Raw genomic sequence first — 14,347 nt, forward strand, 5'->3', positions numbered from 1 at the left:
GCCTGGTGCGGACGCTCACACCGCAGGCGGGACAGTCCACGACGGCTCCAGCGCGACAACCTCGCCCGTGACGCACCGGAGATCACTCGCCACCAGCGCGGGATCGCCCTCGAACAGCCGGACCTCGATCTCCCCGTAGGTGCCCCGCTGCGCGGCGGCCAGCGCGTCGTGCGGCCCCGCGAGGAACGCCGCGTGGTCGTCGGCCGAACGCCAGAACGCCACGACGTGCGCGATCCCCTGCTCACCCCATCCGCCGCGCTGGCCCAGGAACCCCGGCAGCCCCGCCAGCGCGCCCCAGCCCCGTTGCCCGCGATCGAACGCGGCCGGATCGGTCACCTCGCAGCGCACCCACTTGATCAGCACGGCTCGACGGTATCGATCGGTGGAATCCGCACAAGGCGCGCACGGTCCGCGCCGATCTGGTGGGCGCATCACCGACTTCATGGAGGACTCAGTGACCACCGCTGAACAGCACAGCGCCGTCGAGGCGTTGGTGCACCGCACGCTCGCCGCGCACAAGTCGATGTTTCTCGCCACGGCGGGTTCGGACGGCTCGTGGGTGAGCGGCGTCTACTTCGCCGAGGACGGGCCGCACACGCTCGTGCTCGTGCTGGAGGAGCGCGGCCGGACGCTCAAGGCGATCAAGGAGAACGCCGAGGTGGCGATGGTCGTGTCGACCGGGTCGCCGATGGAGCCGTTCCTGCAGGCCCGCGGCACGGCCGTGGTGGTCGACGGGGCCGAGGACGAGGCTGTGCGGCAGCGGCTCGTGGCGAAGGTGCCCGAGGTCGCGCCGTTCCTCGCCACGCCGATCCGCGCGGTGAAGATCTCCGTGCCGACGTGGCGCGTCACGGACATCCCCAACGGGTGGTTGCCCGGCAAGGACTTCAGCGCCTGAGGTCGCCGGCGTCCCGCTCGTCCGGGCGGGACGCCGCCAGCCGGTGGAACTCCTCCTCGGAGATCGGCAGGGTGCTCTTCCCGAGCAGCGCGTCGATTCGTTGCCAGCCGTCCGGAGTCCACCGCTCGTACTCCAGTTCGTACGGATTCGGCAGCTGCCTGACCAGGTAGAGGACGTTGCCGAAGTCGTAGACGTCGTCGTCGCTGTGGAAGACCGCCTGGTAGTCGTGCGGGCGGCCACGGAACCCGCGCGCCCTCCCCATCATCACGGCGACGTAGCGGCTCGTGCGGAACCCGCGCTCGCTGAACTCCGCCACCCACCAGCCCGGCTCCAATCGCCCGAGCACGTCGGAGGACTGCCAACCGAGGTCGTCGGTGGTCTCGTCGACCGATCCGGTGCGACGAACGAGCACATGACGGTAGAACCCGAGCTCCACGGTGAAGCCGAGCCAGACGTCGAAGTACCTGGTCTCGGCGCTCTCCCTCGCCCGGCTGATCCGTTCGACGTCCTCGCGGCCGACCGGCAACACGTGCTTGCGCCGCGGTTCCTCCCCCGGCACCCATGTCCCCTCGTGCAGGAACATCTCCCATTTCCCGCCGCCACTGGCGGGGCACCGGATCAGGGCGTGCGCGCGGTCGACGTCCACGACGTCGGCAAGCTCGTCGAACTCCGCGAAGTAGTAGTGGCCGTCCACCGGTTCGGCGTGCCGCCGTGCCGCCAGCAGAGCGACGACGCCGGCCGGCTCGCTGGGCGACGGCTGCGGCCGCTCCTGCTGCTGCTCGTCGGTGCGGCGCTTCAGGTACTCCACCTCGGCCGGGCTCGCCTCGCGGTAGTCGGCGTAGGAGTCGCGCTCCGATGACCTCGACAGGCCGATGCTCAACTCCCACCTGCCGTGGCCCTCGTACCGCTCCTCGCGGTACGCGCTGATGGAGCGGTGAAGCCCGGTGGCCCGGCCGATGTCGGACATGTGGCTCTGGCTCTCGAACAACGCGTAGTAGCGGTAGTCGGCCAGATAGGGCTCGAACACGCGATCACCCCCCAGTGATCGCTCGATCTTAGCGGGCGGAACCGGCGTTCGGAACGCACACTGGGCCCTCCGACCTGGAGGCATCCGATGACGCAGCTGCCCCAGCTCGACGCCCCGCTGTTCCTCACCGACGGCGGCGCCGAGACCACACTGATCTTCGACGACGGCATCGACCTGCCCGACTTCGCCGCGTTCCCGTTGCTCGACGATCCCGACGGCCACGCGACGCTCACCCGCTACTTCGAGCGCTACGCCGGCATCGCCGAACGCGACGGTGCGGGCATCGTCCTGGAGACCGCGACGTGGCGCGCCAATCCCGACTGGGCCGCACGACTCGGTTACGACGTGGAACAGCTCGCATCAGCCAACCGCAAGGGCGTCGACCTGCTTCTCGACGTGCGGCAGCGGTTCGCGATCCCGGTGGTCATCAGCGGCTGCGTCGGGCCTCGTGGTGACGCCTACCGGCCTGAGTCGATCATGACCAGGGAGGAGGCGCGCGACTACCACTCCACGCAGATCAGGACGTTCGCCGACACCCCGGCCGACCTCGTCACCGCCATGACGCTGACGAACGTCCCCGAGGCCACCGGCATCGTCGACGCCGCACGAGAAGCGAACGTGCCCGTGGTCATCTCGTTCACCGTCGAAACGGACGGCAGGCTGCCGAGCGGGGACGCGCTGGGCGACGCGATCGAGGCGGTCGACCGCGACACGAACGGCTACCCGGCCTACTACATGGTCAACTGCGCGCACCCGACCCACATCGCGCCCGCACTCGACCCCGAAGCCGCGTGGACGCACCGTCTCCAGGGCATCAGAGCCAACGCGTCGAAGCTCAGTCACGCCGAGCTGGACGAGGCCGAGGCACTGGACCGGGGCGATCCCGAAGAGCTCGCGGACGACTACCGGGCACTCAGAGCGCGCTTCCCCCGGCTGACGGTGCTGGGCGGCTGCTGCGGCACCGACCACCGGCACATCGACGCGATCAGCCGGGCGTTCAGTGGTTGAGGTCGGTCCGCAACGCCGCCGCCCCGCGCAGGTAGACGTGCTTGATCGACGACCGCGGCAGATCCGTCTCCACGTGCGCCAGCAACCGGATCACGCGCGGCATCGAACCGGGCACCGCGATCTCCGTCGCGGAGAGCAGTGGTACGTCGGAGAGTCCTGCCAGGCGTGCGGCGTAGGCGGGGAACTCCGACACGAGATCCGGGGTGGCGGTGAGCACCACGCTGATCAGGTCGTCGGCCGTCAACGCGTTGCACGACAACACCTCCCGCACGAGCTCGGCCGTCGCCTCCAGCAGCAGGTCGCGCGAGTCCGCGTCGATCTGCGTGGCTCCCCTGATCGCTCGTACCGCCATGAGAACGACCCTAGCAGCGTCCTCAGTGGACATCAGTGGTCCAGGACGATGTTGGGGAAGCGCAGGGTCAGGCCGAGCAGGTTCACGACGTAGGCGCCCCAGCCGCCGCCGAGCAGCACCAGCCGCCGCTGACCGAGCACGCCGGCCGTCTCGATCAGCACGTGCAGGCCGCTCGACCCGATGAACGTCAGGCCGCTGAAGTCGATCACGACGTCTCCCGCGCCGTCCCCGAACGAGCAGGCGAGGGCCAGCTCGGAGCGCAGCAGGTCGCTGGTGCTCAGGTCGACCTCGCCGGTGAGCGTCACCACCGCGCCGTGGCGACGTACCTCCAACAGGGCTGGCTGGGATTCCATCGTGGGTGCCTCACGGATCAGGAGACAGCAGATCGCGCACCGCCGCGAGCACACGCAGCGGGTGCGTTGGTTTCGGCAAATAAGCATCGGCGACGTGAGCGGCCGGCTCGATCGCCGAAACGGCTATCACCGGCACGCCGGACGTTCGTGCCGCCGCCGCGAACCTGGTCCCCTCACCATGAGACGTCAGCAGGTCCACGATCGCCAGTGCCGGTGGACTCTGAAGAGCCTCCTGCGCGGCAGGGACTGTCGTCACAAGCGTCACGTCATAACCCTCGGCGTGCAGGAACGCGGCCAGCGACTGGCCGGGGAACCGGTCGCCGTCCAGAAGCAGCACGCGCGGGCGCCCCGGAGGCGCGGGCAGGTCCGGGACGCCCGCACGCGACCAGACCCGCACGAGCGCTCGCACGACCGTGCCGGGCCAGGTCGGTTTGCCGGGCCGCACCTGCACCTCGTCGGCGATGCCGAACAGCAGCCGCAGCCCCAGCGGCCGGGCGGCGGTGCCGGCTTCGAGGTCGAACACGCCGTCGTCCTCGATGGTCAGCAGCACTGCGTGATCGCGCGGCTCCCACGTGACCCCGACGACGGACGCTCCAGAGCGCCGCACCGCGTTGTCCGCCGCCTCGGCCACCGCGAGCAGCACGTCACGCGCGTCGTCGCCGTGCAGCCCGGACTCGCCGGCGAGACCGCGTACGAAGGCCCGGATCTCCGGCAACGACCCTGGTGTCGCCGGAAACCACCGGGTCCGCGCGGTCATCACGCCGCGTGCGACGGGGCCGCCAGCAACGGCGTGATCAGCTCCCGCAACGTGGTCGCACGGCGTCTGCCCGCTTCGGCGTGCAACGGATCGAGCTTCTTGCGCGTGCGGGCGGACATCATGTCGCCGGTCTGCACCACGGCCAGTCCCGCCGTCACCGCCGCCTCGTCCGCGTCCCCTTCCAGGAGATGGTTGAGCGACAACGCGATCAGCGCGAACGTCCGGCTGCGCGCCATGTCGTCGCGATACCCCGTCACGGCCTGCCGCAACGATGTGATGGCCGGCCGTGCGAACCCACGGTCGACGGTGCTCGCGAGAGAGGTGTAAACGGCGCCGGTGATGCCCGCGAGGTCGTGCACGTCGAAGAACGCAGCCCACGGCGCGGCACGGTCAACGTCTGCCCGTGCGAACTCGTCGTGCGCACGCCCCAGCAACGCCAGCGCGGCCACCCGATCCCCCATCTCGGCGTAGCACCACGCCTGGTTCGCGGCCAGGATCGCCTTCGTGTGGTGGCTGTTCGCGACGATCCCCGCGAGCCGGAACATGCCGAGCGCTTCGGCGGGTCCACCGTGGTGCAGGTGGACCCGCCCCATCCGATAGCGGATGTTCGCCACCAGATCCTCGTCCTGGGCGAAGTCGAGGGCGAGAAGGAAGTGGCGGTGCGCGGACCCTCCGAGCCCGGCGTCGAAGGCGGTCCACCCGGCGAGCGCGTGCAGTTCCGCGATGGCGTCCCGGAAGTCGCGGCGAACGGCGGCACTGGCCGAGTGCGCGAAAGCCTTGTCACACCAGGACAACATCGCCTCCACCTGCGTGCGGCACGCCCCACCGCCGTAGCGGTAGTCGACCGCGCGCAACGCCGACGTCATCGCCCTCAGATGCCTGATGTGCACGAGTCCGATCTTGGCGTGGGGCGGCGGCAACGAGGGCGAGGCGTCGTCATGCATTGGACGATTTTCAACGCGTGTTTGATCGGTCACCAGGGCCGAACGAACCCGCCGGGCAGGGCCCTACGGTGACAGGTCGGCCAGCAGAAGTCCGCTCCGCGGCTTGGGGGTGAAATAGGTGCTCTTGCGCGGCATCTTGGTGCCCGCCAGCACCTCCCGCAGCGGCACGGGCGCGATCAGCAGCACCGCCTCGGCCTCCACGGACGGATCCACGACGGCCCGCACGCACGGACTCTCCGGGTCGAGCCCGAGCGCCTCGCCCAGCAGCACCGACTCGACGACGGCGTGGTCGATCCCTTGCCCCGCAGGCAGTTCGACCCGCAGCACCGCGTCCGCGCACCGCACCACGACGACGCCCGGTTCCGGATCGACGACGTACGGCAACGACGACACCGTCAGCCCGACGCGCTCCCACGCCGTCACGAGATCGGACGAGCTGAACCCGGTGCCGACGATCGCGCGGTGGATCGGCCCGACCCGCAGCCCCGGCCCGGACGTGACGAGCGCCAGCAACCCGGCGAGCCCCGCCTCCCGCGCCGCCGCGACCCGGTGGTTGCCGTCCGCGACGAGCAACGGATGCGCGCCCGCCGCCTCGAGGAACCTCTCCTGCGACTCCCCCGGCCCGACCAGCCACACCCAGTGCCGCCGTCCGCCCGAGTCCACAAGAGACACGGCCGGCTCCCCTGTCATGCCGAGCACCAGGTCCGTCAGCGCGTCGTGCGGGGTGACCGGGACGAGCATCGCCGCGCTCGTCGCGATGCCCAGCGAGGCCAGCACCTGACCGCGTTCGGCGACGACGTCCGGATAGACGTCCTCGGTGTGCGCGATCCCGTCCGGGTCGACCAGGCACAGCAGACCGCACGCCGTCCCGTCCGGCCCGTCCACCCGATACGGCGCGACGACGTCGGTGACCTCGGTGTACGCCCGCCGGATCAGCGCCGCGAGCTCGGCGCGGGCGTGCGGCAGCGCGTCGAGCAGCCCGGTGCCCGCGGCCAGGGCGGCCGGCGTGCGATGGGGGTGCTGGACGGCCAGCAACGTGCCGTGCGGGGCTCTCGCGAGCGCCCCGATCACCTGGCCGGGCTCGGCGAACTCGTCGACGTCGGGGCCGGGCACGCGCTCACGCACCACCCAGCCGCGACGCACGGGGCGTACTCGCAGCGTCATCACCTCCTGGGACATCCACGTATCATGATCTGTGTGAACGTAGAGATCACGCCCCTGCCGGGCATCGGGACGCGCCAGGACTTCATGATCCGCGCCGGACGCCGCGTCGGCGTGATCACCTACCGGGACGGCCGGTTCGAGCTCATCCTGTCCAAAGCGACGGACCCCGACTCCTGCGCCGCCTCGATACCCCTCTCGCCGGAAGAGGCGAACACGCTCGCGGGCCTGCTCGGCGCGCCGCAACTCGTCGCCCACCTGCGCGAGGAGCACCGCGACATCACGGGCATCACGACCCGTCAGCTGCCGGTGACCGCCTTCGCGAGCCACTCGCTCGGCGAGACCGCTCTGCGCACGAGGACCGGTGCGTCCATCGTGGCCGTCGTGCGCTCGGGCAACGCGCATCCGTCGCCCGGCCCCGACTTCCTCTTCGAGAACGGTGACCTCGCGGTCGTCGTCGGCACCGCGGAGGGCCTCGACGCCGCCGCTGAGATCCTCCACGGCGGTTAAGCACAGTGCACGAGACAACAATGGCCATGATCCAGCTCGGCGCGGTGTTCTTCGGCCTCGGTCTGCTGGGTCGGGTGGCTCGGCGTGCCGGAATCTCCCCGATCCCGCTCTACCTGATCGGCGGGCTCGCGTTCGGGCACGGCGGCTTCGTCCCGTTACAAGGCATCCAGGAGTTCACGCACATCGCCAGCGAGATCGGCGTCGTGCTGCTGCTCCTGCTGCTCGGCCTGGAGTACTCGGCGTCCGAGCTCACCACAGGGCTGAAGAAGTCCTGGATGGCCGGCGTGCTCGACCTGGTGCTGAACTCGGCGCCGGGCGCGATCGCGGCGATCCTGCTCGGCTGGGGCACGGTCGGAGCGCTGGCGATGGCGGGCGTCACGTACATCTCGTCGTCGGGCATCGTCGCGAAGGTGCTCGGCGACCTCGGCCGTCTCGGCAACCGCGAGACGCCGGTCGTGCTGTCCGTGCTCGTGTTCGAGGACCTGGCGATGGCCGTGTACCTGCCGGTGCTCACCGCCGTGCTGGCGGGCGTGAGCTTCCTCGGCGGACTCACCTCGGTCGGCATCTCGCTGTTCGCGATCACCGTCGTCCTGGTGGTGGCGTTGAAGTACGGCCGGTTCATCTCGGCCATTGTGGACAGTCCGGACCACGAGGTGTTCCTGCTCAAGCTGCTCGGCTCGGCACTGCTCGTCGCGGGCATCGCGTCGCAGCTGCAGGTCTCCGCGGCGGTCGGCGCGTTCCTGCTCGGCATCGCGATCTCCGGGTCGACCGCCGAGAACGCCACCCGCCTGCTGGAGCCACTTCGCGACCTGTTCGCCGCGATGTTCTTCGTCGTGTTCGGACTGAACACCGACCCGCGCTCGATTCCACCCGTCCTGGGAATCGCGGTGGCGCTGGCCGCCGTCACGACCGCGACGAAGGTGTTCACGGGCTGGTGGGCGGCGCGCAGGCAGGGCATCGGCAAGATGGGCCGCATGCGTGCGGGCGCGGCGCTGGTGGCGCGCGGCGAGTTCTCCATCGTCATCGCCGGGCTCGCCGTGGCGTCCGGTCAGGTCTCCGACGAGCTGGCGGCGCTCGCGACCGCATACGTGCTGCTCATGGCCATCCTCGGGCCCATCGCGGCCAAGTACGTTGAGCCAATCGGTGAATTCTTTCAGCGCAGACGGCAAATGGCCTGAAACAACTGCGCCGATGTGACGACTCTCTAGTGAGGGCTAGACGGAGAGTAGGGGCGAATCGTCATGACCGAACCCGCGGAAGTGGAGACCACCGGCAGGTTCCTGGTGCTGTTGCAGGAAGACGCCGTAGAAGAGGGCCTGGCCGAGCTCGGCGCGATCGCCGGGTTCAACCCGAACACCGGCGCCATCGGCTCGGACACGCTGCAGGTGTTCCCGGAACTCGGCGTCGCCGTGGTGTCCGGCGACCCGAACCTGCTGGGCGAACTGAACGGTGCCGCGGAGGGTCCCGGCGCGGTGCAGATCGTCGAACCGGAACGCGTCGTGCACGTGTTCGCCGCACCAGTGGAAGAAGAGCCAGAGGCCGCGGCCGACGAGTCAGTGCTGACCTGGGGGCTTCAGGCGGTCGGCGCGGACGTCAGCACGGCCACCGGCAAGGGCATCAAGATCGCCGTCCTGGACACCGGCTGGGAGAACAACCACCCGGACTTCGCGGGCCGCACCATCACCACGAAGTCGTTCATCGCCGGCGAGGACGTGCAGGACGGCCACGGCCACGGCACGCACTGCATCGGCACGTCCGCGGGCCCGCGCAAGCCCGCCACACTGCCCGGCTACGGCGTCGCGTACGAGGCCGAGATCTTCGCGGGCAAGGTCCTGTCGAACGCGGGCTCCGGCTCCGACGGCGGCATCCTCGCGGGCATCGACTGGGCGGTCGCGAACGGCTGCGCGATCATCTCGATGTCACTGGGCGCCGACGTCCCGGCGGGCACGCCGTACTCGCAGATCTACGAGACCGTCGCCCAGCGCGCGATGGCCAAGGGCACGCTGATCATCGCCGCGGCGGGCAACGCCTCGACGCGCCCGGCCCGCATCGCGCCGGTCGGCCACCCCGCACGCTGCCCCAGCATCATCGCCGTGGCCGCGATCGACGTGAACCGAGCGATCGCGTCGTTCTCCTCGGGCTCGGCGGACAGGATCGGCCAGATCGACGTGTGCGCGCCCGGCGTGGACGTCTACTCGTCCTTCAAGCTCCCGGAGAAGTACCGCCGCCTGCGCGGCACGTCGATGGCGACCCCGCACGTGGCCGGCGTGGCGGTCCTGATCGCGGAGAGGACCGGCGCCCGCGGCTTCGAACTGTGGGCCCGCCTGGCCGGCACCGCCCTGCGCCTGCCGCTGGCGTCCACCGACATCGGCACCGGACTCGTCCAGGCGCCATGACCGCTTCGGTGGACCAGGTGATGGTCTCCGTGACGGACGGCAGCCTCCCGCAGGTCCTCGACGACCTGCGGGAGGCGGGCCTGGTGGTCGACACGGTCCTGGAAGCGCTGGGCGTGGTCACCGGCACCGCCGAGGTCAGAGCCATCCCGGCACTGCAGGCGGTACCCGGAGTCATCGACGTAGAACGACAGTGGCGCGTGCAGCTCCCGCCGTACTGACTAGTCTCTGTGCTGACCCCATCGACGGCTGATCGAACAAGTGTTCTATGCTGTGTGCGGGGTCACGTCGTTGCGGAGAGAGGAAACCTGATCGTGTCGGACACGCTCACCGAGGTGCAGGCAGTCGAGGAGACCGTCGTGGAGGAGACTCCGGCGTCGGCCCCAGTGGCCGAGAAGGCCGAGGCGCCGAAGCCGGTTGAGGCGCCGAAGGCCGAGGCTCCCAAGGTCGAGGCGGCTTCCAAGGCGGAGAAGCCGAAGGCAGGCCGCCCGAAGAGCACGGCGAAGAAGACCCGCACCGTGGAGCTCACGCTCACGGTGACCGGTACCGCCGAGGGCGAATGGCAGGCCGACCTGGTCCACGGCACGCAGCGCGTCGTGTCGGGCCTGGTCATCCCGGCCATCGCCGTCGCCAAGGCGGCCAAGGAACTGCACGTGGACATCGCGGAGGGCATCGAGTCGGTGCTCGAGGCGGCACGCGACCAGCACCGCACCCGCATGGAGGAGCTGGAGGCTGAGCTGGCCAGGGTGAAGGCCCAGCTGGCCGAGCTCTCCGAGTAGGACCAGAAGCTCCAGCAAGACGCAGAAGGGCGGCCCGCACAACGCGGGCCGCCCTTTCGCATGCAGACACTGTTAATCGCAGGATTACTGGTTCGAGCCAAGGCACCACCAGCGCACCACCCCGCCCGCGAAGCCGAAGGCGAGCCGTCCTTACCAGGCGGGCCGGGCGGTGGGGTCCCGTCACGAGTCGCGCCACAGCTCTTGCTGCATCAGGTCAGGGGTGTCAACTCGACACGCTTTTCGTCGAGTTGACACCCCTGACCTGATGTGGCCCGCTCTTGGCTCGGCTCGTGACGGGACCCCACCGCCAACGCACCCCTCAAAGCAACCGGCGGCCGCCCAAAGCAACAGGCGTGCTATCAACCCGCAGGCGGCGCTACCCCCCGATCAGATTGCCGGGGGTCTGGGGGCAGAGCCCCCAGGGGGAAGCACGCAACCGCAGGCCCGCCAACGCAAGCCGGGGACGCTACGAACTAGCGAGACGGGTCCAGCAACAACTTTCCAGCAGTCCGACGAGACCGAAGGTCCTCGTGCGCCTGCCGAACCTCCCCCATCCCATACTCCCCACCGGGAACAGCCCGGACCTTCCCATCCACAACAAGCTGGAACAGCTCAGCCATAGCCCGATGAGCAAGGGTCCCGAACTCAGAATCCCGAACCCTCAACGCGTGCGGCAACCACATACCCGCAACGGTCGTGGAGTGCACCAGCAACGCCCCGAGGTCAACCGGCTTCGGCCTTTCCCGCGAGGCCATGCCATAAAACGCAAGCCGCCCAAAAGGACCCAACGCCACAACCGACTGATCAGTGACCGCTCCCCCAGTCATGTCGAGCACAACATCAACCCGCCGCCCACCGTTGGCCTCGATCAACGCCGCGGTCATGTCCTCGGAACGCGAGTCGATCGCGACATCAGCCCCAAGATCCAACGCCAGCTTCCGCTTGTCATCAGAGGAAGCGGTAGCGATGACCCGCCCAGCCCCCCACAACTTGGCCAGCTGAACGGCGATCGTCCCCACACCACCAGCAGCGGCATGCACGACCACCGACTCACCGGCCTCCATGTGAGTCGACTTCCGCAACAGCAACCAGGCCGTAGCCCCCTGAACGATCAACGACAACGCAGTCAGATCGTCCACACCATCAGGAACGTCGAAGGTGGTGAGAGCAGGCGCGACAGCCTTCTCCGCATACCCACCGGAGTTCTTGGTCAACGCGACAACCCGGCGTCCATCCGCAGTCGTCCCCACAACCTCGCCGCCAGGAACCAGCGGCAGCGACATCTTCGCCAGGTACGAGTTCTCCGCCTGGTGCGTGTCGGCGTAGTTCAGGCCGGCACGCGAGACGTTGATCAGCACCTCGCCCTCGCCCGCAATCGGGTCGGGCAGCTCCACCTGCTGGAGCACCTCGGGCCCGCCGAACTCGGTGATCTGAATGGCACGCACGTCAGTTCTCCTTGAGCGCGATCGAAACGGGGTCCAGGGAGGCGGCACCGACGCGCGAGCCGTCAGCGGCACGAGGCCCGGGCGGGTTGCGGAAGCCGAACGGCTCCGACGAACGACCTGCCTGGACAAACCACGCCTCGCCGGTCCCCGAACCCTCCACAATGGACATGAACGTGTCCACCACGGCCGACACGGGCAGGATCGGCATGCCGATCTCGTCCAGGGTCGAGCGCAGCGGGACGATGATGTTGGTGTCGGCGAACGCGGGGCACAGCGCGTTCACGCGCACGTCGGGATAGGCGCCGCCAAGAGAGCGCACGAGACCGACGACGGCGGCCTTGTTCGCGCCGTAGACGGGGTCGCCCGGCATCGGCATGAGGCCGGCCATCGACGCCGTGGCGATGATCTGGCCGCCGCGCTTGCGGACCTCGGGCAACGCGTAGTGCGCGCCGTAAACGACACCGTCGAGGTTGATGGCCATCGCGCGCCGATACACCTCGACGTCGAAGTCATCGCCCAGCGAGCATCCGGTGCCGATGCCGGCGTTCAGGAACGCGATGTCCAGCCCGCCGAACTCGCGCACGGCGAGAGCGACAGCCTCGGCGGAGTCCGAAGGCACCGTCACGTCGCAACGCACGAACACGCCGCCGATCTCATCGGCGACGGCTTTGCCCTGGTCGACGTCCACATCGGCGACGACAACGCGCACGCCGAGTGACGCCAGACGCCGGGCGGACGCGGCGCCGATGCCGTTGGATCCGCCGGTGATGAGCGCGACCTTGCCGGTGAGTTCCACTGGCACCTGCCTCCTCGAATTGCCACATTCCGACCAGTCGGTATGGTCGTCCGCACAGGCCTGGACGTCAAGCGGACTGATAGGTACGTTACTAAGCGCTTGCTTAGCTCACCATCCCCTCACCGAAGGAGGACCCGTGGCCGACAGGGTTGCGATCGTCACCGGCGCGGCTCGTGGCATCGGTGCCGCGGTCGCGCAGCGTCTCGCCGCGGACGGCCTGGCCGTCGCGTTGCTCGACCTCGACGAGCAGGGCGTGCTGGACGGCGCCGACAAGATCGTCGCGAGCGGTGGCCGCGCCATCGGCCTCAAGGTCGACGTCGCCGACGAGGAGCAGGTCAACGCCGCCGTCGCGAAGGTCGCCGAGGAGCTCGGCGCGCCGACCGTGCTGATCAACAACGCCGGCGTGCTGCGCGACAACCTGCTGTTCAAGATGACGTCAGCGGACTGGGACACGGTCATGAACGTGCACCTGCGCGGCGCGTTCCTGATGAGCAAGGCCGTGCAGGCGTTCCAGACGAAGGAAGGCTTCGGCCGCGTCGTCAACCTGAGCTCCACGTCCGCTCTCGGCAACCGCGGCCAGGCCAACTACTCCGCGGCCAAGGCCGGTCTGCAGGGCTTCACCAAGACCCTCGCGATCGAGCTCGGCAAGTTCGGCGTCACGGTCAACGCGATCGCGCCCGGTTTCATCGCCACCGAGATGACCAAGGCGACGGCCGAGCGCATGAAGATCCCGTTCGAGGACTTCCTCACCGGTGCGGCGCAGGCGATCCCGGTCGCGCGCGTCGGCCAGCCCGAGGACATCGCGCACACCGCGTCGTTCCTCGTGAGCGAGGGTGCCGGGTTCGTGTCCGGCCAGGTCATCTACGTCGCCGGCGGACCGAAGGACTGAGGACTCCCACCATGCGCGCTTTCGAGAACATCGACGAGCTGGTCGCCGCCAAGGGCGAGCACCTCGGGTTCGGCGAGTGGCACGAGGTCACGCAGGAGCAGGTCAACCTGTTCGCCGACGCGACGCTGGATCACCAGTGGATCCACATCGACGTCGAGAAGGCGAAGAAGGGCCCCTTCGGCGGACCGGTCGCGCACGGCTACCTGACGTTGTCGCTGGTGCCGTACCTGGTGCGGGACGTCTACACCGTCAAGAACATCAAGATGGGCGTGAACTACGGCAGCAACAAGGTCCGCTTCCCGCAGCCGGTGCTGGTCGGCGCCAGGGTGCGCGGCGGGGTCGAACTGCTGGACGTCACCGACATCGCGCTGGGCAAACAGCTCGTGACCAAGGTCGTCATCGAGATCGAGGGCAGCGACAAGCCCGCGTGCGTCGCCGAGATCGTCAGCGTGATTGTGCCGTGAGGCTGTGGATCAGCAGATCCGCGTAGTGCTCCGCCAGCCGCCCGGCCGGGATGTCCCCGTCCGGGCGGTACCACGTGCCCAGCTGGTGCAACGACCCGAAGAAGTAGTACGTGGCGACGTCGGCGGGCACGTCGTCGCGGAAGGTCCCGTCCCGCTGGCCCTCCTCGATCAGGCCGCGGAACTTCTCGTGGTAGCGCCGCCGTTCCGCCCGCACCTCCTTCTGCTTCTCCGCGGAGAGGTGGTTCATGGAGCGGAAGAACACCTTGGCGGCGTCGAAGTCCTCGATGCTCGTGACGATCACGTCGATCGCGGCCTCGCGGAGGCGCTCGGTGACCGGGCCGGTGCTCGACGCGATCTTCTCCAGGTGTTCGGTCTGCAAGCGCAGCAACCGCCCGTAGATCTCGTGCAGCAGGTCGTCCTTCGACCCGAAGTAGTGGTACATGGCGCCTTTGGTGACGCCTGCGTGTTCCACGATCTCCTGCACGGCGACCCGCTCGTACCCCTTGTCCGCGAACAGGCGGGTAGCGGCGTCGATCAGTCTTTCAGGCACGGTCACGACCGGAGCGTACCTTCC

General features: G+C 69.2%; 19 protein-coding genes. 9 read left to right on the forward strand and 10 right to left on the reverse strand.

Annotated elements, in window-relative coordinates; genetic code table 11:
• Window positions 1-15: 15 nt before the first annotated feature.
• The gene (locus BM417_RS39415) at window positions 16-363 is read right to left on the reverse strand and encodes a DUF4937 domain-containing protein (RefSeq protein ID WP_177320862.1); all 348 of its coding nucleotides are present in this window, start codon (window positions 361-363) and stop codon (window positions 16-18) included.
• A gap of 91 nt (window positions 364-454) precedes the next feature.
• On the opposite strand from BM417_RS39415, the gene BM417_RS39420 reads away from it, so the two are divergent.
• Window positions 455-895: a pyridoxamine 5'-phosphate oxidase family protein gene (locus BM417_RS39420; protein ID WP_245822586.1), complete on the forward strand. Its 441-nt coding sequence runs from the start codon at window positions 455-457 to the stop codon at window positions 893-895.
• Here the strand turns inward: BM417_RS39420 and BM417_RS39425 are convergent.
• On the reverse strand, window positions 885-1,922 hold the full coding sequence (locus BM417_RS39425; RefSeq protein WP_093605098.1) for a hypothetical protein: 1,038 nt from the start codon (window positions 1,920-1,922) through the stop codon (window positions 885-887). The genes BM417_RS39420 and BM417_RS39425 overlap by 11 nt on opposite strands.
• A gap of 87 nt (window positions 1,923-2,009) precedes the next feature.
• Here BM417_RS39425 and BM417_RS39430 point away from each other — a divergent pair, with 87 nt between their 5' ends.
• Window positions 2,010-2,930, forward strand: a complete 921-nt coding sequence (locus tag BM417_RS39430; RefSeq protein ID WP_093605100.1) for a homocysteine S-methyltransferase family protein — start codon at window positions 2,010-2,012, stop codon at window positions 2,928-2,930.
• On the opposite strand, the gene aroH is transcribed toward BM417_RS39430, so the two are convergent.
• The 5 genes from aroH to BM417_RS39455 form a co-directional block, all read right to left on the reverse strand.
• Complete coding sequence (gene aroH, locus BM417_RS39435) at window positions 2,920-3,282, reverse strand: chorismate mutase (RefSeq protein ID WP_093605103.1); 363 nt, start codon at window positions 3,280-3,282, stop codon at window positions 2,920-2,922. The two genes, BM417_RS39430 and aroH, sit on opposite strands and share 11 nt — an antisense overlap.
• Window positions 3,283-3,314: 32 nt before the next feature.
• Window positions 3,315-3,614, reverse strand: coding sequence for an STAS domain-containing protein (locus BM417_RS39440; RefSeq protein WP_245822587.1), 300 nt, complete (start codon window positions 3,612-3,614; stop codon window positions 3,315-3,317).
• 31 nt (window positions 3,615-3,645) lie between these two features.
• Complete coding sequence (locus tag BM417_RS39445) at window positions 3,646-4,392, reverse strand: ATP-binding protein (RefSeq protein ID WP_143139000.1); 747 nt, start codon at window positions 4,390-4,392, stop codon at window positions 3,646-3,648.
• Window positions 4,392-5,336, reverse strand: a complete 945-nt coding sequence (locus BM417_RS39450; protein WP_093605109.1) for a tetratricopeptide repeat protein — start codon at window positions 5,334-5,336, stop codon at window positions 4,392-4,394. The genes BM417_RS39445 and BM417_RS39450 overlap by 1 nt, the downstream gene beginning before the upstream one ends.
• Before the next feature lie 63 nt (window positions 5,337-5,399).
• Window positions 5,400-6,500 carry a DUF1015 family protein gene (locus BM417_RS39455; RefSeq protein WP_093605336.1) on the reverse strand — a complete coding sequence of 367 codons (1,101 nt, stop codon included), beginning with the start codon at window positions 6,498-6,500 and terminating at the stop codon, window positions 5,400-5,402.
• 33 nt (window positions 6,501-6,533) lie between these two features.
• Here BM417_RS39455 and BM417_RS39460 point away from each other — a divergent pair, with 33 nt between their 5' ends.
• The 5 genes from BM417_RS39460 (at window position 6,534) to BM417_RS39480 (ending at window position 10,179) form a co-directional block, all read left to right on the forward strand.
• A complete protein-coding gene (locus BM417_RS39460) occupies window positions 6,534-7,007 on the forward strand; it encodes a cation:proton antiporter regulatory subunit (RefSeq protein WP_177320864.1) in 474 nt (157 codons plus the stop codon).
• A 20-nt stretch (window positions 7,008-7,027) separates the two neighbouring features.
• Window positions 7,028-8,185 carry a cation:proton antiporter gene (locus tag BM417_RS39465; protein WP_407656205.1) on the forward strand — a complete coding sequence of 386 codons (1,158 nt, stop codon included), beginning with the start codon at window positions 7,028-7,030 and terminating at the stop codon, window positions 8,183-8,185.
• A gap of 63 nt (window positions 8,186-8,248) precedes the next feature.
• On the forward strand, window positions 8,249-9,403 hold the full coding sequence (locus tag BM417_RS39470; RefSeq protein WP_093605115.1) for a S8 family serine peptidase: 1,155 nt from the start codon (window positions 8,249-8,251) through the stop codon (window positions 9,401-9,403).
• Window positions 9,400-9,621 carry a hypothetical protein gene (locus BM417_RS39475; RefSeq protein ID WP_245822588.1) on the forward strand — a complete coding sequence of 74 codons (222 nt, stop codon included), beginning with the start codon at window positions 9,400-9,402 and terminating at the stop codon, window positions 9,619-9,621. The genes BM417_RS39470 and BM417_RS39475 overlap by 4 nt, the downstream gene beginning before the upstream one ends.
• A gap of 93 nt (window positions 9,622-9,714) precedes the next feature.
• A complete protein-coding gene (locus tag BM417_RS39480; protein WP_245822589.1) occupies window positions 9,715-10,179 on the forward strand; it encodes a DUF6319 family protein in 465 nt (154 codons plus the stop codon).
• A gap of 473 nt (window positions 10,180-10,652) precedes the next feature.
• Here BM417_RS39480 and BM417_RS39485 read toward each other — a convergent pair whose 3' ends face one another.
• The gene (locus BM417_RS39485) at window positions 10,653-11,624 is read right to left on the reverse strand and encodes a quinone oxidoreductase family protein (protein ID WP_093605117.1); all 972 of its coding nucleotides are present in this window, start codon (window positions 11,622-11,624) and stop codon (window positions 10,653-10,655) included.
• Window position 11,625: 1 nt separating this feature from the next.
• Window positions 11,626-12,426 carry an SDR family NAD(P)-dependent oxidoreductase gene (locus tag BM417_RS39490; protein WP_093605119.1) on the reverse strand — a complete coding sequence of 267 codons (801 nt, stop codon included), beginning with the start codon at window positions 12,424-12,426 and terminating at the stop codon, window positions 11,626-11,628.
• A 130-nt stretch (window positions 12,427-12,556) separates the two neighbouring features.
• Here BM417_RS39490 and BM417_RS39495 point away from each other — a divergent pair, with 130 nt between their 5' ends.
• Window positions 12,557-13,309: an SDR family oxidoreductase gene (locus tag BM417_RS39495; RefSeq protein ID WP_245822590.1), complete on the forward strand. Its 753-nt coding sequence runs from the start codon at window positions 12,557-12,559 to the stop codon at window positions 13,307-13,309.
• 11 nt (window positions 13,310-13,320) lie between these two features.
• Entirely contained in the window at window positions 13,321-13,773 is a 453-nt protein-coding gene (locus tag BM417_RS39500) for a MaoC family dehydratase (protein ID WP_093605121.1), read from the forward strand.
• Here BM417_RS39500 and BM417_RS39505 read toward each other — a convergent pair.
• On the reverse strand, window positions 13,754-14,329 hold the full coding sequence (locus tag BM417_RS39505; RefSeq protein ID WP_093605123.1) for a TetR/AcrR family transcriptional regulator: 576 nt from the start codon (window positions 14,327-14,329) through the stop codon (window positions 13,754-13,756). The two genes, BM417_RS39500 and BM417_RS39505, sit on opposite strands and share 20 nt — an antisense overlap.
• Between the last annotated feature and the right edge of the window lie 18 nt (window positions 14,330-14,347).

Origin of the sequence: Lentzea waywayandensis (assembly GCF_900115955.1) — a bacterium.
Classification (GTDB): Bacteria; Actinomycetota; Actinomycetes; order Mycobacteriales; family Pseudonocardiaceae; genus Lentzea; species Lentzea waywayandensis.